General features: G+C 59.9%; 15 protein-coding genes. 4 read left to right on the top strand and 11 right to left on the bottom strand.

From position 1 onward, the window contains the following. The first annotated feature begins 28 nt into the window (after nucleotides 1-28). Nucleotides 29-886, top strand: coding sequence for a c-type cytochrome biogenesis protein CcsB (gene ccsB, locus GSUB_RS01860; RefSeq protein ID WP_040198947.1), 858 nt, complete (start codon nucleotides 29-31; stop codon nucleotides 884-886). Between the two features lie 126 nt (nucleotides 887-1,012). Here ccsB and GSUB_RS01855 read toward each other — a convergent pair whose 3' ends face one another. Together GSUB_RS01855 and GSUB_RS01850 are read right to left on the bottom strand one after the other, a co-directional pair. Next, nucleotides 1,013-2,644: an aldehyde dehydrogenase family protein gene (locus tag GSUB_RS01855; RefSeq protein WP_235269866.1), complete on the bottom strand. Its 1,632-nt coding sequence runs from the start codon at nucleotides 2,642-2,644 to the stop codon at nucleotides 1,013-1,015. Next, complete coding sequence (locus tag GSUB_RS01850; RefSeq protein WP_040198945.1) at nucleotides 2,641-3,741, bottom strand: glycosyltransferase family protein; 1,101 nt, start codon at nucleotides 3,739-3,741, stop codon at nucleotides 2,641-2,643. The genes GSUB_RS01855 and GSUB_RS01850 overlap by 4 nt, the downstream gene beginning before the upstream one ends. A gap of 291 nt (nucleotides 3,742-4,032) precedes the next feature. Here GSUB_RS01850 and GSUB_RS01845 point away from each other — a divergent pair, with 291 nt between their 5' ends. Together GSUB_RS01845 and GSUB_RS01840 are read left to right on the top strand one after the other, a co-directional pair. Beyond that, nucleotides 4,033-4,551, top strand: coding sequence for a L,D-transpeptidase family protein (locus tag GSUB_RS01845; RefSeq protein ID WP_040198944.1), 519 nt, complete (start codon nucleotides 4,033-4,035; stop codon nucleotides 4,549-4,551). A gap of 82 nt (nucleotides 4,552-4,633) precedes the next feature. Further along, entirely contained in the window at nucleotides 4,634-5,389 is a 756-nt protein-coding gene (locus GSUB_RS01840) for a hypothetical protein (RefSeq protein ID WP_040198941.1), read from the top strand. A gap of 28 nt (nucleotides 5,390-5,417) precedes the next feature. Here the strand turns inward: GSUB_RS01840 and GSUB_RS01835 are convergent, their stop codons facing one another. The 7 genes from GSUB_RS01835 to folK all read right to left on the bottom strand — a co-directional run bounded on the left by GSUB_RS01835 (nucleotide 5,418) and on the right by folK (nucleotide 10,917). Next, the gene (locus tag GSUB_RS01835) at nucleotides 5,418-6,893 is read right to left on the bottom strand and encodes a glycogen synthase (protein ID WP_040198939.1); all 1,476 of its coding nucleotides are present in this window, start codon (nucleotides 6,891-6,893) and stop codon (nucleotides 5,418-5,420) included. A 155-nt stretch (nucleotides 6,894-7,048) separates the two neighbouring features. Beyond that, a complete protein-coding gene (sucD, locus tag GSUB_RS01830) occupies nucleotides 7,049-7,921 on the bottom strand; it encodes a succinate--CoA ligase subunit alpha (protein WP_040198937.1) in 873 nt (290 codons plus the stop codon). Between the two features lie 12 nt (nucleotides 7,922-7,933). Next, nucleotides 7,934-9,103 (bottom strand): ADP-forming succinate--CoA ligase subunit beta, encoded by a 1,170-nt coding sequence (gene sucC, locus GSUB_RS01825; RefSeq protein ID WP_040198936.1) that lies wholly within the window; start codon nucleotides 9,101-9,103, stop codon nucleotides 7,934-7,936. A gap of 80 nt (nucleotides 9,104-9,183) precedes the next feature. Beyond that, nucleotides 9,184-9,360 (bottom strand): hypothetical protein, encoded by a 177-nt coding sequence (locus GSUB_RS19325; RefSeq protein WP_158414022.1) that lies wholly within the window; start codon nucleotides 9,358-9,360, stop codon nucleotides 9,184-9,186. Between the two features lie 104 nt (nucleotides 9,361-9,464). Beyond that, nucleotides 9,465-10,112 carry a fructose-6-phosphate aldolase gene (gene fsa / locus GSUB_RS01820; RefSeq protein ID WP_040198935.1) on the bottom strand — a complete coding sequence of 216 codons (648 nt, stop codon included), beginning with the start codon at nucleotides 10,110-10,112 and terminating at the stop codon, nucleotides 9,465-9,467. A gap of 36 nt (nucleotides 10,113-10,148) precedes the next feature. Further along, nucleotides 10,149-10,409 (bottom strand): PP0621 family protein, encoded by a 261-nt coding sequence (locus GSUB_RS01815; RefSeq protein ID WP_040198934.1) that lies wholly within the window; start codon nucleotides 10,407-10,409, stop codon nucleotides 10,149-10,151. A 4-nt stretch (nucleotides 10,410-10,413) separates the two neighbouring features. Continuing rightward, on the bottom strand, nucleotides 10,414-10,917 hold the full coding sequence (gene folK, locus GSUB_RS01810) for a 2-amino-4-hydroxy-6-hydroxymethyldihydropteridine diphosphokinase (protein ID WP_040198932.1): 504 nt from the start codon (nucleotides 10,915-10,917) through the stop codon (nucleotides 10,414-10,416). A gap of 151 nt (nucleotides 10,918-11,068) precedes the next feature. Between folK and GSUB_RS01805 the strand changes: the two genes are divergently transcribed. Next, nucleotides 11,069-11,455, top strand: coding sequence for a TgpA N-terminal domain-containing protein (locus tag GSUB_RS01805; protein WP_040198931.1), 387 nt, complete (start codon nucleotides 11,069-11,071; stop codon nucleotides 11,453-11,455). Between the two features lie 19 nt (nucleotides 11,456-11,474). On the opposite strand, the gene GSUB_RS01800 is transcribed toward GSUB_RS01805, so the two are convergent. Together GSUB_RS01800 and GSUB_RS01795 are read right to left on the bottom strand one after the other, a co-directional pair. Further along, nucleotides 11,475-15,422 carry a translocation/assembly module TamB domain-containing protein gene (locus GSUB_RS01800; protein ID WP_040198930.1) on the bottom strand — a complete coding sequence of 1,316 codons (3,948 nt, stop codon included), beginning with the start codon at nucleotides 15,420-15,422 and terminating at the stop codon, nucleotides 11,475-11,477. Further along, the gene (locus tag GSUB_RS01795) at nucleotides 15,416-17,212 is read right to left on the bottom strand and encodes an autotransporter assembly complex protein TamA (protein WP_040198929.1); all 1,797 of its coding nucleotides are present in this window, start codon (nucleotides 17,210-17,212) and stop codon (nucleotides 15,416-15,418) included. The genes GSUB_RS01800 and GSUB_RS01795 overlap by 7 nt, the downstream gene beginning before the upstream one ends. Between the last annotated feature and the right edge of the window lie 40 nt (nucleotides 17,213-17,252).

Here is a 17,252-nt window from a genome sequence, read left to right as displayed (position 1 = left end):
TCTCTCACCGCTGCGGAGGAAATAAAATATGTCCAGCGCTCAATTTTTCGATTTCACCACCATCGCCTATTTCGTTGCGATGGTTCTGTTTATCGCATTTATCGCCACCAAGAACAAAAATGTCGGCTTAATTGCGACGCTCGTCGCCTGGGCCGGCTTCGCTCTCAACACCATCGCCATTAGTGTGCGCTGGAGCGAGTCGATTGCCCTCGGCTACGGCCATGCACCCCTGTCCAACCTCTACGAGTCGATCGTCTTCTTCGCCTGGTCGATCCTGCTGGTGTACCTGCTGCTCGACCTCAAATACAAGCAGCGCTCGCTGGGAGCCTTCGTTATGCCCTTCGCGTTTCTGGGAATGGCCTGGGCGCAGCTTTCCCTCAACGACAGCATTGAACCGCTGGTGCCCGCGCTGCAGAGCAACTGGCTGACCTACCATGTCATTACCTGCTTTATCGGCTATGCCGGATTCGCCGTGGCCTGCGGTGCCTCGATCATGTATCTGATCAAAGTCGGCAAAGAGGAAAAAAGCGGAGACGGACGCAACCCGGCAGGGGGCGTCCTCTCCATTTTCCCCAGCACCCGCATCCTCGACGACATCAACTACAAGGCGATTATGCTCGGATTCCCGATGCTGACCCTGGGGATCATCACCGGTGCAGCCTGGGCCAATTACGCCTGGGGTACCTATTGGAGCTGGGACCCGAAAGAGACCTGGAGTCTTATCGTCTGGTTTATCTATGCCGCCTTCCTGCATGCCCGTTTCACGCGCGGCTGGGTCGGCCGCAAAGCCGCTTGGCTGTCGATCTTCGGTTTTGCCGCCACCATGTTCTGCTATCTCGGCGTCAACCTGGTTCTGTCCGGTCTGCACTCTTACGGCGGATCCTGATTCTTCAAGAGCGTTATTTTTACCCTTCCATGAGCAAAAAAGGCCGGTCCGGGATTCCCCGGACCGGCCTTTTTTTTATTCGGCACCGCACTGAAGATGAAAAGGGGTCCGATTCATGGGGGGGCGTCAATCCTGCGGGAAGAAGCGACACCGATCCGAAACAGACAGGTTCTCCATCAGGCGGCGACTCTCGGCACTGTCGCGCGCCGCCACGACGGCAGGCAAGGATAAGGCCATCAGCACCTCCCGGGCAGACAGGGTGTCCACGGCCGAATCCTTGCGGCCGCCGAAGGGCAGATGATCAGGGCCGCGCTGGCATTTGCAGTTGAGATTGACACGCCCCACCTGGTTGACCACAGAATCAATGAGGGGATCCAATTGTGCCGCATCGCGGGCAAACAGACTGATCTGCTGAGCATAGTCGCACTGTTCGAGATAGTCTTCAACCTCGCCCCACCTGTCGAAAGAGACGATTGGCACCAGCGGCCCGAACTGCTCTTCCCGCCACAGACGCATGGCGGAGGTAACCGGGGATACCACCGTGGGCGGAAACCAGGGGCCGGCGCCGGCGCCCCCATCCGGATTGAGGATACGCGCGCCCTGCCGCAGGGCATCCGCCAGCAATTCCCTTAAATAGGCGGGCCTGTGCGGTTCAATTAAAGGGGTAAGCCACACCCCCTGCCGCCAGGGCATTCCCCAGCGCACCGCGCGCAGGCCGCGCAGGAAAAGATCGATGAAGCGAGACACCTCAGCGCGGTGAACAAACAGGATTTTCAACGCGGTGCAGCGCTGGCCGTTAAAAGCCAGGGCACCGAGCAGGCACTCGCGCGCCGCTTGTTGGAGGTCCGCGCCAGGCAGCACGACCGCTGCATTCTTGGCCCCCAGCCCCATCACCGACTTCAGGCGCAGCGGCCGCGGGTGGACCTGCACAAGGGACTGACCGACCTGCGGGGAACCGATGAAGGCCAGCGCATCGACATCGCCGCTGCGCATCAGCGGCAGCAGCACTTCATCCCCTTCCCCGTAAATGACGTTGACAACGCCGGGAGGAAGCAGGTCGCGCCACAGAGCCAGCAGCGGGCGAAACAGCAACACGCCATGACGCGGCGGCTTGAGGACCACCGTATTGCCCATCAACAGGGCGGGAACCAGGGTTGCAAACGTCTCATTAAGAGGATGATTGCTGGGACCAAGGCAAAGGACGACTCCCCGCGGAGCCCGGCCGCAGCGCGCACTGATCCCTTCGCGTACCGCAATCTCACCACTGGCGACCAGGTTGTGCGCCTCCTCCAGTGCTTCATCCAGGTTGCGCAGGGTTCGATCAAACTCCCCCTCAGCTTCAGCACGGCTCTTGGCTGTTTCCCACATCAGAAGCAGTACTATTTCGGCGCGACAGGAAGCCAGTCTGCGAGCAAACTCCCGCATAACAGCCGCACGTTGTACAATCCCCAGTGTCGGCCATTGCCCGCGCCCGCGATCATAGGTTGCCCGTGCAGCGGAGAGAGCGTCCAACGCAGCGGCGCGATCAAGGTTGGGCACCCGGCCGAGCAGCCGGGGCTCCAATCGATCTTCCCGTCTGACCGGAATGGGAGAGAAGATTTCCGTCAACGCCCCAGCCCAGACCCTGAAAAAACCATTGACCAGATATTCTCGCTGCTCACGTAGCGGTCCAGGCCGCCAGTTTGTCGGGATATCCTGTTCACGGGGAAAAAGCTCCGCCGGCATAGCGCGGGAGTTTTTATTCAGTTCGCTGGTCATACTCCGATACTCCGCTCAACCCCCGCAAGGCCGGCAATCTGCCGTGCGGCCTCCGTCCCGTCGTCAACCTGAAGCCGTTCACGGGGAGGCGCCTGAGTTACGGCCCGCTCAAGAAAAGGCCCCCAGTCTCCACGCAACAATGCGCCCTGGTCAATCTCACAGGCACGGGCAGATCGCGACAGAGCCTGCACCAGCAATGCCTGCTCGCGAAAAGCGCCGCGGGAGACATAAAGCACGGCAGTATCGTTGGCAATCGCCTCGGAAACAATACCGTAGCCCGGCTTGGTCACCACCACATCGGCAGCTGCCACCAGGTCGGGATAGGACTGTGTCCGGGGCGCTATCACCCGCACATTCTCCGCGCCGCTCCCCATACGAGATTCAATCAGAAAAGTCCACTCCTTCAGACGCGTAAGAGCTGTTAAATCAAGACCATCGACGCCGAATCCGCCAAAGGAGACGAGAGCCACCTTTCGGCTTGCAGACAATCCGAGTGCTTTTCGCACCTCATCGCGCGGGCGGCAGGCTTTGCGCGCGACCAGCGGCAGCTCTTCCTGCGGCACTTCGGCAGGAAAATCGCCATGAAAGGGAAGCAGAAGATATTTCGACGCCTGGCCGTATTCCTGATGAAGAGCAGCGACAACATCTGCGTAATCCGGATGCCGTGCCACAAAATCCTGATAGATCCATTCCCAGGTGAAATTGGCAATCCCCACCCCCGTGATTCCTGCGCACCGGGCGGCAGGGAAAACCTTAGAGGAAATATCCGAGACGGCCAGATCGATTCCGGATTCACGCAGAGAACGCGCCTCATCCTCAATCAAGCGCCGGCTGTCAAGTTGAAGCCGCCGGGCGGCGCGCAGCGTTTCAACTTCGTCCATCACCAGGCTGTCGCGCTGAACCACGCCCACATCAAGCTGCCGGCGCGCGACCGGAACCCCTTGAGAGAGAAACCCGTCAAAAAACCAGGCATGGGCATTGGACACCACCTCAACCTGGAGATCGGGATAGAGTCTGCGCAGGGTATTGATGATCTGGCAGCCGCGACTGGCATGACCCAGGCCGTGGCCACTGATGTAGTAACGTATTTTCGGCATAAGGCAGAAAAAATATCACAGAGGTCGCGAAAACGGCAAGTTCAACCCGCACGCGGCCGGGGTTCCGCCAAACCAGGCTCCACCGGCAAAAAACGGAAGGATATGGTCAATTGACGGAGAACATGTTGATTTTCGGTTTTTTTACGATATCTGGAATGAGAGTGATCGATGACTTGCAGCATAGGAATGATCTTTGCTATTAAAAGAATAAGAAGCAATGCCCCCCTGTTGGAATCAGATCCAATGAGATGAAGTGAATAACCGCCAGGAGACTCGACGCAGCGAGCCCCCATGAAAAAAAAGATCTCAACCGAGTTTGTCGGACATTTGACTCTTCTGCTGTTCCTGCTCCTCTTACCGTCCCTGTCGGCGGCACGAACCGCCGCGCAAGCGGATCTGGTCGTCGTGCAGAAATCCCAGCGTCAACTGCAATTAATCGCTGAGGGTCGCATCCTGCGAACCTTTCCGATCGCGCTGGGGAAAAATCCGGTCGGGCATAAACAGTACGAAGGCGATGGCCGCACTCCCGAAGGGCATTATGTCCTGGACTGGCGCAATCCCAGCAGCCGCTTCTACAAATCGATCCACATCTCCTACCCCAATCGCCGGGACTATGAACGGGCCCTGCGCCGCGGCCAAGAGCCGGGCCACGCCATCATGATTCACGGCATCCCCAACGAATTTGCCCAGGCTCCGGAGCTTTTCGAGGCCATCGACTGGACCGAAGGATGTATTGCGGTCAGCAACGATGCAATTGAGGAAATCTGGCGTATGGTGGCAAATAACACACCAATTGAGATTTACCCTTAAGAAATCCCGCCATTCAGGTTATAATCCGGAGATGTAAACAACAACCTCGATCCGGAATTCCTTTTCAACAGGACACAAAGCCATGAACGCAAAAATGGACTCTCATCAAGATGTCCGTTCCGCCGAAGGTGTTGGCGGAGTCTTTGGACGGAGTGAAATCAAAACCTTTTTCGTAAACTATCTGGTGACCATCCTGGTGGTCGAAGGCCTGATCTTCTTTGTCTGCTTCATCAATGCCCTGGCGGGCGAACAGGGTATTTTCCCCTGGAAGGCCTTTATCTTCGCATCCTTTACTGCGCCGATTGCCATCACCTTCATCTTCGCCATTATTGTGCTGACGTTCAATCGCTATATTTTCCGGGCACCGGATCAGCAGTTCGCAACGTCAAGCTCGCTGGCCGAAAGCGAAGACGGCAGGATCTACAAATTCCTGAACCTGACCCAACGCGTTCCATTCCTGCTCAGCCTGCTGCTGCTGATCGTCGCGTGCTGGGTCGGCTTCAACATGGACATCATCGCCGCCTATATGGCGCGCGCCGGTGAAAGCGCGGTGCGTTATTTCGTGATCGCTTTTTCGGTCATCCTGGGCGTGGCGACGATTTTCGCCATTTTGTGGCTGGTTTTGAGCTACCGGCTGCGCATGCGTAGAATGACCAGCCAGCAGCGCTATCGCCAGGATGTGATGGACCGCTTCGGCCTGGTGATCCTCGACGACAATACCGTGCTCGATCGTGAAGGCAACCAGGTTCTGCTCTCCGATGGCCGCGACGGCAACCCGGGGAACGGCTCGGACGACAACAAGGATATCCGCCTGCTGCCGCGATTCAACCGCGAATAAGCCGAACCCATGGGCAATCAGTCGTAATTCAGCGCTCCCACTCTGCCGCCCGGCGGTACAGACGACCATACTTGCGGGCGGCGGCTTGCCAGCTGAAGCGACGCGTCATGCCGTTGCGGATCAAGCAATCGAGCCCTTCCTGATCGTTGTACCAGGTATGCACGGCCCAGCCGACGGTGTCGTAAAGCGCCTCGGGGGTTGGATCGAGAAACTTGAAGCCGGTGCCGGTGCGCGCTTTCGCATCGTAATTTTCGACACTGTCGTCCAGACCGCCGGTCGCCCGCACGATAGGCGGAGTGCCGTAACGCAGGCTGTACATCTGGTTGAGCCCGCAGGGCTCGAAGCGCGACGGCATCAGGAAGAAATCGGCCCCCGCCTCCACCTTGTGAGCGCGGACATTGTCGTAACCGATGAAACAGGCGAACTTGTCAGGGTGTGCCGCTGCGACATCGCCGAAGAAGAAATGCGTCCAGGGCTCGCCGTTGCCGACCAGCACCATCTGCAGATCAAGCGCCAGAATGCGGTCGATGGCGGCCGCCAGAATATCGATCCCTTTCTGTTTGACCAATCTTGAAACCAGACCGAATACCGGCACATCCTCACGCCGCGGCAGGCCGAAGAGCTGCTGGAGGTCTTTTTTGCAGACGGCCTTGCCGGACAGGTCATCCACCGAGTAGCGCGCCGCCAGCATCGGGTCGGTCTCGGGATTCCATTCATCGTAATCCACCCCGTTGAGAATGCCGTGCAGCTTCCAGTTGCAGTCGCGCAGCACCCCGTCAAGCCCCTCTCCGTAAGCCGGTGTCTGAATTTCGCGCGCATACCCTTCGCTCACCGTACACAGCTGGGTGGCGTGATAAATCCCCCCCTTGAGAAGATTCACCTTGTCGTGCATCTCGAGTTCGAGATAATTGAAATGCGCCCAGCCGATGCCGAGCACCTCCATCAGATCCTTAGGGGCCCAGCCCTGATGCTGGAGGTTGTGCAGCGTCAGCACGCTGGCGGCCTCCCCCACTATCGGGTCGAAGCGATAGGCGGTGTTGAGCAGCGGAGCAATCGCCGCCGTATGCCAGTCGTGCAGGTGAATCACATCGGGGCGAAAACCGGTCAATTTCCCCAGTTCGAGACAGGCCTTGGAGAAAAAGACAAAGCGCTCTCCATTGTCGGGGTATCCTTCGCCATTTTCTTCATACAGGCCGGCACGACCGAAATACCCTTCATGTTCAATGAAATAAACTGGCGCTGAACAGCCGGGAATCGCGCCCCGGTAGACCGCAGCGAACTGCTGTCCGAGTACGCCCATGGGAACCGTCAGCACTCCCGGCAGACGTTCCAGGGAAAAAGCATCGGGATCGATAAGGGCATAACGGGGCAGCACCAGACAGGAATCGAACCCAAGCTGTTCCAGGTAACGGGGCAGAACGCCCGCCACATCGGCCAATCCGCCGGTTTTGACAAAGGGCACCGCCTCGGAAGCGGCGATCAGGATCTTCATTTTTTCGCTCATAATCATCCTGTGGATAAAGAAGATAAACAGCTGTAAACAGATGCAACACAGTTTAACACGCTCTTGAAGCCTTGATAAACGGCAAAACCGGACAAAAAAGCCGGGGCAAAAGCCCCGGCGTTAAAAGCGAAGGAATGGATTGTTGGGAACCTGTCTCAAGGAGTCCAGATCTTGAGCAGGGCCTCGGCCATCTCGGCGGGGCTGTCGGCAACCGACAGTCCGCATTCGCGTAGAAAGTTCTTTTTGCTGCCCGCATCTCCTTTGCCGCCTGAGATAATGGCCCCGGCATGTCCCATGCGCTTGCCTTTGGGTGCGGTCGCCCCGGCGATAAAGGCGGCCACCGGCTTGCTCATGTGGTCGCGGACATATTCCGCGGCCGCTTCCTCGGCATCTCCACCGATCTCGCCGATCATGATCACCGCCTCGGTGCCGGGATCCTGCTCGAACATCTCCAGCACCTCAAGATGGCTGGTGCCATTGACCGGGTCGCCGCCAATCCCGACGCAGGTGCTCTGGCCGATATCGCGGGTGGAGAGCTGCCACACGGCCTCGTAGGTCAGGGTGCCGGATCGCGAAACGACGCCCACGGGACCGGGGCGGTGAATATACCCGGGCATGATGCCGATCTTGCATTGCCCGGGGGTGATCACGCCGGGGCAGTTGGGGCCGATAAGCCGGGAATCACGCCCCCTCATATAGTGCTTCACCTTGACCATATCGAGCACCGGCACCCCCTCGGTGATACAGATCACCAGGGAGATCCCTGCATCGACCGCTTCCATCATCGCGTCCGCAGCACCGATCGGCGGCACATAGATGACGGAGGCATCGGCGCCGGTTTCACGCACCGCCTGCTCCACCGTATCAAAGACCGGAAAACCGTCGATGGTGGTGCCCCCCTTGCCGGGAGTGACCCCGCCCACCATCTGCGTGCCGTAGTCGCGTGCGCCCTGCGCATGAAACAGGCCGGTCGCGCCGGTGATCCCCTGAGTGATGACCCGGGTGTCCTTATCGATCAGAATACTCATTTTGGATTCTCCCTACTGCGTGCCATGCACGGCCTTGACGATCTTCTCCGCCGCATCGGCCATGCCGTCGGCGGCGATGATATTGAGCCCAGATTCAGCGAGCATCTGCTTGCCCTTATCGACATTGGTGCCCTCCAGACGTACAACCAGGGGGACCTTGACGCCGACCTGATGAGCCGCCTCGATGACGCCGGTGGCGATGACGTCGCACTTCATGATGCCGCCGAAGATATTCACCAGGATCCCTTTGACGTTTTCATCGGAGAGGATGATTTTGAACGCTTCGGTGACACGCTCGATAGTGGCCCCGCCGCCGACATCGAGGAAGTTGGCCGGCTCGCCGCCGTAGTGCTTGATGATGTCCATGGTGGCCATGGCCAGGCCCGCGCCGTTGACCAGGCAGCCGATATTGCCGTCGAGGGCGATATAGGAGAGATCATACTGACCGGCTTCGATCTCCATGGGGTCCTCTTCGTCGTAATCGCGCAGGTCGCGAATACGCAGATGACGGAACAGGGCGTTGTCGTCAAAATTGAGCTTGGCATCAAGGCACAGCAGATTGCCGTCACCGGTGAGGACCAGCGGATTGATCTCGAGCAGCGAGCAATCCGCTTCTGTAAAGGCGCGATAAAGATTGCCGAGCATAGATACCGCCTGCTTGACCTGCGGCATGCCGAACCCCAGCTTGAACGCGATTTTACGCGCCTGGAAAGCCGTCATGCCGATGGCCGGATCGATCGGTTCGAGCAGGATCTTTTCAGGAGTTTTTTCCGCGACCTGTTCGATATCGACACCCCCTTCGGCCGACACCATCAGGGTCACCTTGGCGGTGGCGCGGTCGACCAGGAAGGAAAGATAGAATTCATCCGCGATATCGCAGGCGCTCTCCACCAGCACCCGCTTGACAACCTTGCCTTCCGGGCCGGTCTGCGGAGTCACCAGCGTCATGCCAAACATTTCGCGGGCGTACTGCTTGACCTCATCGGGGGTGCGGGCGATCTTGATGCCGCCACCCTTGCCGCGCCCGCCGGCGTGGATCTGCGCCTTGACCGCCCAGGGCCCGTCGCCGAGCCGCCGTGCCCAGTCACGGGCGGAATTGCTGTTGTAGACCACATGCCCGTCGGGCACCGAGACCCCGAAGTCGCGCAGGATGGCCTTGGCCTGATACTCATGAATGTTCATGCCTACCTCGTTCTGTTTGAAGGGGGGAGCCGTCTGCCTGAGCGGGACCGGGAAATCGACAGGAAAACCGCCTGGGACCGCTAATCCTCTTGAGGACGGATGTCTTTGATGCGATCCATGGAGATTTCATGCCAGCCGGTGCGCCCACGTAATGCCACGCTTTCTTCAGTAACTTCTTTAAGAACACCGCGATAGTCAGCAACGGATGTATACACGATTACATTTTTTTCAATAAGACTGTCAAGAGGTCTTACCATTTTATTCTCCCTAAAAAAACAAAAACCCGAAAATTTCCACCTGCGGGGTGAAAAAAATCGGGTTTTTATGCAGTGACCGTGAAAAGGTGGCCGTAATGGGAGCATCAGATTCCTTGCTTGCCCCAATCGGCCAGGAACTTTTCAATGCCGATGTCAGTCAGGGGATGCTTGCACAGCTGCATGATTACGCCGAAGGGGATGGTGCAGATGTCGGCACCGATCAGGGCCGCGCGCAGCACATGCAGCGGCGAGCGCACCGAGGCGACAATGATTTCAGCCGGATAGCCGTAATTGTCGAGAATGGTGCGGATTTCGTCGATCCCTTCCATGCCGTCATGGCCGACGTCGTCCAGCCGCCCCACGAACGGCGAAATATAGGAGGCGCCGGCTTTGGCTGCAAGCAGCGCCTGCAGAGGGCTGAATACCAGCGTGACGTTGGTGCGGATCCCCTCTTCGCTGAAGACGCGGGTGGCCTTGAGGCCGTCTTCAGTCATGGGCACCTTGATCACAATGTTGTCCGGGTTGATCTTCACCAGTTCACGCCCCTCTCGAATCATTCCCTCGGCATCGGTGGCAATGACTTCAGCGGAGATGGGGCCGTTGACGATGGCGGAAATTTCCTTGATAACATCCTTGAATTCACGTCCGCTTTTGGCGACCAGCGACGGGTTGGTGGTCACACCGTCGACCAGCCCGAGATCATGGGCGCGGCGGATTTCATCGACATCAGCGGTATCGATAAAAAATTTCACGTTGAACCTCCTTTTTATGGGGGATAAGAGTAGAAATCACTTCTGTTTTCGGTAGGCGTCGCGGCAGGCCGTGGAACAGAAATACAGGGTCCCCCCGCGGCTGCGCTCCTCGATCGCCTCATGACGGGGCACATAGGTTCCGCAGTGCGGATCCTGCACCATCTCCTCGCCACGTCGGCTGGTAGAGGGGCGCGGAGTCCCGTCCGGGGAATCGCTGGAAATAGAGCGCCGCAGGGCCGTCCACAGGGTATAGCCCAGAAATGCCAGCAACGCCAGAATCAGCAGCCGAACCAGCATGACATCACCATTGATCCGCCCACAGGCGTACTTTGCGTTCTTCTACGGGTTCAAAATCGCCCAGCAGGCGGCGCACCGCCTTTTTCAACAGCGGATGAACCAGATCCGGCGCCAGATCACGCAGCGGCACCAGCACAAAAGCGCGCTCATGCAGCCGCGGATGGGGGATGACAAGATCGGGCTCGTCAATGATGTGGTCCCCGTAGAACAGGATATCCAGGTCAAGAGTCCGCGGCGCCATGGGCTCGCTGCGCATCCGCCGGAAACTCGCTTCGACCTGCAGGCACAGCTCAAGCAGCGCCCGTGCCGTCAAGGTGGTGGTGGCGGCCAGCACTGCGTTGAGATAGAGGCCCTGCTCAGGCGGCCCGCCGACCGGTTCGGTCTCATAAAGAGCCGAAGAAGCCAGCAGGTTAATGCCTTCACTGCGCTGCAGAAAATCCCGGGCTCCGCGCAGATTGGCCTCGCGGTCGCCTTTATTGGAGCCCAGGGCGATAAAGGTACTTTCCATCAGATCGAGTGTTCCTCCGTTAAAATCTGATCGATTAAAGCACAGCGGTCGCGGACGCGTCAATCAGTTCGCTCCGCCCGCACTTTGCAGCCCCGGCAGAAAAAAGTCAGTGAGATTGATCCGGGCGTGCTTGGTGCATATACTTTGACCCATGTCGACATCAACCGCACAGGCATTCAACGCGCTGATTGAACGGCTCGCCAACCGGACCCTGCAGGGTAAGGTGCGCACCGTCAAGCTGGCCGTCACCGGGCTGCTGATGCCGGTCGCCGCCATCCCCCTGGTGGCGCTGCTTTTTGTGGTCCTGCCCCGCACCCAGGTCCCGTTGTGGAATTTTGTCAACCTCTCAGGCAGTGCCATGGCGGGATACAGTGATGCGGTGCGTCCCGGCAGCAGTTCAAACGAGATCGCAACCGGCAACCGTACCGCTCTGCGCGTCCACAGTGAAAACCTGCCGCCGGAAGCCCTTTACTGGCGCGGTACGGTTTTCAATTATATCGACGGGGAGAACTGGAAACGCAGAACGCCGCCCAAATAACCGTCGGGTGGTCTGCGCATCAATCGAAGTGGATCTTGTAATAGAGATCAGCGCCGCTGACGGTTCCAAACTGGGATTCAAAATCCCACTTCTCGCTCAGGCTGTAACGCATTCGCGCCACGCTCGCTTCGCCAAACAACGCCTGACCGAAACTCACGTAGAGATCGGGGGTCAGGTATTTACCCACCGTCAACATGGAGGCCTCTACATCGCCAGTGCCGCTTTCCACCTCGATGACATCAATCCCCAGGCGCCGCTTGAGTTTGTCCTGCAGCGCTGCCGATTCTCCCTGTGACAGCAGAGCGCCCGCCGCCAGCATCAGCACATCGGTCTGTCCGCCGCTTTCTCCCAGGGGGCGCCCGAGAACAATATAGGAGAGGATGTCGGTGTCGGGCATGCCCGGTTCGGAGTAGAGCTTGACCCGGGGCGCTCGAGCCGTGCCGGTCACCTGCACCCCGGCGCGCACCTCGCCTACCTTTCGCAACGCCAGGATGTCGAGACCGGGGCGGTCCACCGGCCCGCCGGCGAACAGCAGCCGACCGCGAGTAATGGGCAGCTTGAGGCCATAGGCCGCGTAATGCCCCTGCGCGACACGGATCTCCCCCTGACCGATAAAATCGCGCCGTTCATTGGTCACCAGCGTCAACCCGCCTTCGAGTCGCGCATCAAGCCCCATGGCCTTCAGAATGACGCGTTCGCCGAGCGTCACATTGACATCGAGATCCAGGTCGAAAGGCCTGGCAGGCTCCGGCTCACTCTGTTTGCCGACAATCTCCACATCGCTGCTGGGCTTGACCATCCCCTCATTCTGCCAGTCGTAGACAAGAAAAACAGGAACATGCACTTTGCCACTCACCGCGAGCGCATCAGGGCGCCCGCGAAAAGTCAGGTCGGGAGAGACCTGGATCTGCAACTCCGGCAGGTTCATCACCTGCACTTTGCTCCCCTTGATCTCGCCCGTATAAACAGGGGCGGAGAAATCTCCCAGGTCAAGTTGAGCGCGGCCGGTCAACACCCCCGGCCCCGAGCGCACCTGCAGGCGCTCCACTTCGATACGTCGCTCGACGATGCGCCCGGCGACCTCGATGTCATCGAGCACCAGACCGGCGGCCGGCAGGGTGGCTCCAGCCTTCATCAGCGAAAAATCGCCCTGCCAGCGCGGCTCCTGCCAAGTGCCGCCAACCTGAGCATCAAGGGCCAGCTCCCCGGCAATGTCTTCAGCGAGGCCGGGCAGCAGCATCTCAAGCAGGCCCTGCTCGCGCATGTGAGCCTGCGCCTGTACACTCACCGCTCCTTCGTCTTCGAATGCGGTGATAAGTCGCGCGGGCAGCGGCAGTTGAAAGGTCGCCGTCGCCTCGCCGAAATCGCCCAGGGCCAGATCGAGTTCGCCCTGCAGAGTTTCGTCGCGCCACTGCCAGAGGACCTCGGCCTGCCGCAGCGCAACGGACCACTCGCCGTCCTCGTCCCGGCGGCGCAGAAGTCCCTCGGAAACCAGGCTGGTCCCCTCCACAGCTAAAATGTTGCCGGGCCCGAGGCGCCCCTCAAGACGTCCCAGCCATTCGCCCTCAAGCTGAACTCCAGCCGGCACGAACCCTTCGAGTTTCTCTAGCAGAAAATTGTCCCAGGAAACCCGGAAATCCAGGGGGTCAGGCAGGGCAAGCCGCCCCGATTGCGGGGATTCTGCGGCAAGACTGACCAGGCCACCAATACCAAAATCAACCTGTCCGTCGAGCTCAAGCCCCTGGCGGTCCCAGGCCAGCTCCACCAGCACTTCATCCAGCACCAGATCCTCACTGCCATGCTGCACCGTAGCCGTCGCCCGCAGATCTGCATAGAGATCCATCTGCTCAGCCCCGTCCAACAGCCATTGCAGATCGCCGGAACTCTCTCCCTCGAGTTGAAGCGCCGCAATCCAGGGGTTGAAATGCGCCAGAGAAAGTTTGCGCCAGGCCCCTTCGATCTCGCCCCGCAGAGGCGAAAAGGACAGCTCGGCGTCAGCAGCCAGTTCACCGCCGAGGCTGGATTCAAGCACCAGATCGGCAATCCGCGCCTGCTGTGCGGAGAGCTGAAGCACAACGGGTTTGAGGCTTTGCCAATGGCCCAGGTCCGCCTCTTCGCCTTCCAGCCGTTCGATGACCCCCTGCCACTGCTGATCCCGCAGGGAGCCCTGTACCAGCGCCTGCGCCTGCCCGGTCCCCCAGTCAGCCGCCAGCCTCAATTCATGGTCATCCGGCACCCCTGTCAGACCAGCCGTGACCTCCTCCAGAGCCAGAACCCGGGTCATCAGACCTTCCACCCGGGCATCACCACGCAAAGGGCGATTCATGCCGGGCCACTCGACATCGAGCAACCAGCGGTCAATGCTCAGCTCTTCATAGGCCAGATCTTCACCTGCCGCGACCAGCGCGCCTCGCGGCTCTCCCTCAGCCCAGGCGAACCACCCCTCCCCCTCGGCCTGACCCGCCATATCGGGGAGGAGCTTTCCGGCGTCCTTGATGATAAAGCTCAAGCCGATTTTCTCCTGCAACCGCCCCTGGGCTTCTACGGCAAAGCCTTCCCCTTTCAGACTCAACTCATCCACAATGAGATCCTGATCCTCGGCGCGGGCAGCGACCAGACCATTCAGCGCATGCCCCTGCAGGTGACTGGGTGCCAGTTCGAGTCGCGCCCACCCCTGTGGGGGCTGCTGCGGCGCGAACCTCCCTTCACCCGTCAACATAAAATTGAGGTCACCGTGCGGCGCGCCTTCAAACAGTTCCGGGTTCAGGCCGCGTGCGGTCAACTGCAGGGCAAGTTCGAGGCCTTGTGTCCAGTTCAGGCTGACGCGTCCATCATCGAACGTCCCCTCGAGCCAACGCCCGTTGAGTGCAGTCAGCTCAAGATGTTCAAGGTCGCCTCGCAGTTCTCCCGCCACGGCCAGATTTTCCCACCCGGGGCGTGCATTGTGCAGACCGAATGAACCCTGATAGGCATCGGGGCCACCGGATACGGACAGGGTGCCGTCAAGAAGCGTCGGCCAACCGGCTTGCGGTTCAAGATCAAGCTGATCGAGAATGATCTGCAGATCGGCCTGGGGGAGGGTCTCCTGCCAGGAGAAAAATCCGTTGAGATGCACCTCGCCGGAAACTCCCGTTCTGCGCAGTCGCCAGTTCTCGGCGGTAACGCGTCCGGAAGCCGGCACAAGGGTACCTTCCAGTTCCAGATCGGGCTGATCGACCATGTCGGCCACAACCCGCAGGGGACCCGATGGCAGCGACCGCCCTTCGGCAGCCGTCAGGTTGCTCTCAATCCGTACCGACGCGATCTGCCCTTCGATCGCCCTCGCCCGCAGATCGAGGGCGAGCTGCAGCAGCGGCGCATCCAGCCCGACAGCCAGATCGCCGGCCGCCGCCCCAGCGTCGGCGCGCAGATCAAGGGATTCCACCCGCAGTATCCCATGATCCCATTGCACCGCGGCGTGAAGCCGTTCCACCGCTATGGGCTGCGCACCCGGCGGCGCGATCCGCACATCGTCCAGCTTCAGAGAAACGATCCGGGCGCTGAGCTTGAGCGGGAGCCCCTCCAGACCCGGCCATTCAAGCCGAAAGGGATCCCCCGCCTCGGGGGGCGCTGGGGGGGCGCTCTCCTGCCAGGAGACCTCGACGGTGTCGGCTTCGATCAGCTCAACCACCAGCTCACCCCGCACCAGGGACAGGGGCGTCCAACGCGTCGCCAGTCGTCCGATGCGGACTTCTCCATCGGGCCAGCGCACCTGCGCCGCTTCAAGAGTCAGACCACGCCACAGCGAACCATCAAGGATCTGGAATTGGATTTGAACAGGTGTCCAGGTGGAGACTGCTGCCAAAAGGGCCCTGGAACCAGAGGATGTCATCGTCAACCAGAACAGCGCCGCCAACAGCAGCGTCAGCAGCAGTGCCAGCAGAGCAAAGGCATAAGGCAGTATGCGTCTTACAAAAACTCTTACCATCCGAGACCGATCCCCACGTGCAGGCGCCAGCTTGGGTCATCCTCGCCGAGCTGGCGCGCAAGATCCAGCCGCACCGGGCCTACCGGTGAGTAGTAACGCACGCCGGCCCCGGCGGAGCGGGCCGCGTTGATATAGGTAAAACGGTTGAAGGCATTGCCGATATCGAAAAAGGCCGCCATCGCCCAATTGCCGCTGAAACGATGCTCCAACTCGACGCTGCCGACCAGCAGATGCTTGCCGCCCACCACCTCGCCCTCGTCATTGCGCGGCCCCAGGGTCTGGTAACCGTAGCCGCGAACGCTATAATCACCACCGGCGAAAAAGCGCAGCGAAGCTGGGATATTTTCTATCGGATCATCCTGAATGGTGGTCCCGAACTGCATGCGCAGATGGATAAAATTACGCCACGGCAGACGCACCAGCAGATTACCCTCACCGAGGATCTGGCCGAGGGTAATGTCTGACAGCAACCCGCTGTAGGTTCCGCGCGTCTCAAAGCGATAGCGGTACCCCTTGCTCGGTCGCACCGGGTGATCGAAGCGCACCTGACTGTAGCGAAATCCGGGCATCAGAAAATTGCTGTCAATGCTCTCTCCGCCGACAGTCGATTTTTCCAGTTGATAACGCAGGTAAACCGACGATTGCCGCCCCTGTGTATAGCCGACCATCCGCTCCGCTTCAGCAAACAGGTACTCGGTCTCATAGGGATCGAGATCCTCGCGCTGGTAGCCGCCCCGCAGCGCGAACATGGTGTCGACATTGCGGTAGCCGGGCAGAATGTAGGCTGCAGTACCGGACTGACGCAGTTCGGCCAGCAGGGCCTCAAGTTCGAGTTCATGCCCTTTGTGCCAGAGGTTGACATCCTGGTAGCGCAGAGAAATGCGCGCGCCGGTGTCGGTGCCGTAACCGATGCCGGGACGCAGGCGCTTGCGCGAGGAAGGCTCAAGCCGAATATCGACGGGCACCTGATTATCCCGCGCCTCGTCCTTACGGGGGTTGACAACGACGTTGCGGAAACGATCGCTGTCGAGAAAATTGCGCTGTGTGTCACTGAGGCTGTCGTAGGAGAAGGTATCGCCGGAGCGCACCGCCACATAGCGGCGCAGAAATCGCTCGGGATAATCGGGGGCGCCCTCAAGGCTGATGTCCCCGAAATGGTAACGGGGGCCGGGATCGAGGGTCAGTTCAAGTACGGCGCTGTTTTCCTGCGGATCGACCCGGATGACGTGACGTGTGTAGCGGGCATCCAGAAACCCCAGGTCGAGCGCCACTCCCAGCAGCTCACCCTTGGCTTTTTCATAAGGAACGTGCAGCAGCCTCTCGCCCGGGGCCAGCGGAAAGGAATCGAGCCTGCTGCGAAGAACCCGCGGGGCATCGCCTTCAATCAGCAGTCGGCGCCCCTTGATCCTGACCACGGGCCCCGGGTCGACCTTCACCCGCAGGCGCACGCTGTTACGCTCGAACTCCTCGCGCTCGACTTCCACGACCGGTTGATAATAGCCGAAAGGCTCCAGGGCGCGCGCCGCCTTCTCGGGGATCTGTCGTTCGAAACGCCGCAGCCACAGTTTGTTGATCCGCCCGTCGCGCACCAGCCCGCGGGGCAGTTCCAGGGCCTGCTCCACGTTGGCCAGCGCATCGTCGCGGACTCCATCGACCCTGAGTTCGACTCTCGCTTGCTGTGCGTGAGCTGACAGTCCCCCCAGAAGCAGAAGCGCTGCGGTCAGAAACAGAATAATCGCTTCCCGCAGCATTAAGCCGCGGCGCTTGCGGGAAGCGAAGAGGTCAGGCATTTTGCAGCCAGGCAAAGATGACTGCCAGCAGCAGAATCAA

Origin of the sequence: Geoalkalibacter subterraneus (assembly GCF_000827125.1) — a bacterium.
Classification (GTDB): domain Bacteria; phylum Desulfobacterota; class Desulfuromonadia; order Desulfuromonadales; family Geoalkalibacteraceae; genus Geoalkalibacter_A; species Geoalkalibacter_A subterraneus.
The sequence above is the reverse complement of the archived record's forward strand: the minus strand, read 5'-3'. Positions and strand labels throughout refer to the sequence as shown.

What these genes read in the sequence shown, in the direction of transcription:
- folK (WP_040198932.1), bottom strand. Translation starts at nt 10,917, where the DNA reads ATGGAAAGTACCTTTATCGCCCTGGGCTCCAATAAAGGCGACCGCGAG.
- GSUB_RS01840 (WP_040198941.1), top strand. Translation starts at nt 4,634, where the DNA reads ATGAACGCAAAAATGGACTCTCATCAAGATGTCCGTTCCGCCGAAGGT.
- GSUB_RS01805 (WP_040198931.1), top strand. Translation starts at nt 11,069, where the DNA reads ATGTCGACATCAACCGCACAGGCATTCAACGCGCTGATTGAACGGCTC.
- sucD (WP_040198937.1), bottom strand. Translation starts at nt 7,921, where the DNA reads ATGAGTATTCTGATCGATAAGGACACCCGGGTCATCACTCAGGGGATC.
- GSUB_RS19325 (WP_158414022.1), bottom strand. Translation starts at nt 9,360, where the DNA reads ATGGTAAGACCTCTTGACAGTCTTATTGAAAAAAATGTAATCGTGTAT.
- GSUB_RS01815 (WP_040198934.1), bottom strand. Translation starts at nt 10,409, where the DNA reads ATGCTGGTTCGGCTGCTGATTCTGGCGTTGCTGGCATTTCTGGGCTAT.
- GSUB_RS01800 (WP_040198930.1), bottom strand. Translation starts at nt 15,422, where the DNA reads ATGGTAAGAGTTTTTGTAAGACGCATACTGCCTTATGCCTTTGCTCTG.
- sucC (WP_040198936.1), bottom strand. Translation starts at nt 9,103, where the DNA reads ATGAACATTCATGAGTATCAGGCCAAGGCCATCCTGCGCGACTTCGGG.
- GSUB_RS01835 (WP_040198939.1), bottom strand. Translation starts at nt 6,893, where the DNA reads ATGAGCGAAAAAATGAAGATCCTGATCGCCGCTTCCGAGGCGGTGCCC.
- GSUB_RS01855 (WP_235269866.1), bottom strand. Translation starts at nt 2,644, where the DNA reads ATGACCAGCGAACTGAATAAAAACTCCCGCGCTATGCCGGCGGAGCTT.
- GSUB_RS01795 (WP_040198929.1), bottom strand. Translation starts at nt 17,212, where the DNA reads ATGCCTGACCTCTTCGCTTCCCGCAAGCGCCGCGGCTTAATGCTGCGG.
- ccsB (WP_040198947.1), top strand. Translation starts at nt 29, where the DNA reads ATGTCCAGCGCTCAATTTTTCGATTTCACCACCATCGCCTATTTCGTT.
- GSUB_RS01845 (WP_040198944.1), top strand. Translation starts at nt 4,033, where the DNA reads ATGAAAAAAAAGATCTCAACCGAGTTTGTCGGACATTTGACTCTTCTG.
- GSUB_RS01850 (WP_040198945.1), bottom strand. Translation starts at nt 3,741, where the DNA reads ATGCCGAAAATACGTTACTACATCAGTGGCCACGGCCTGGGTCATGCC.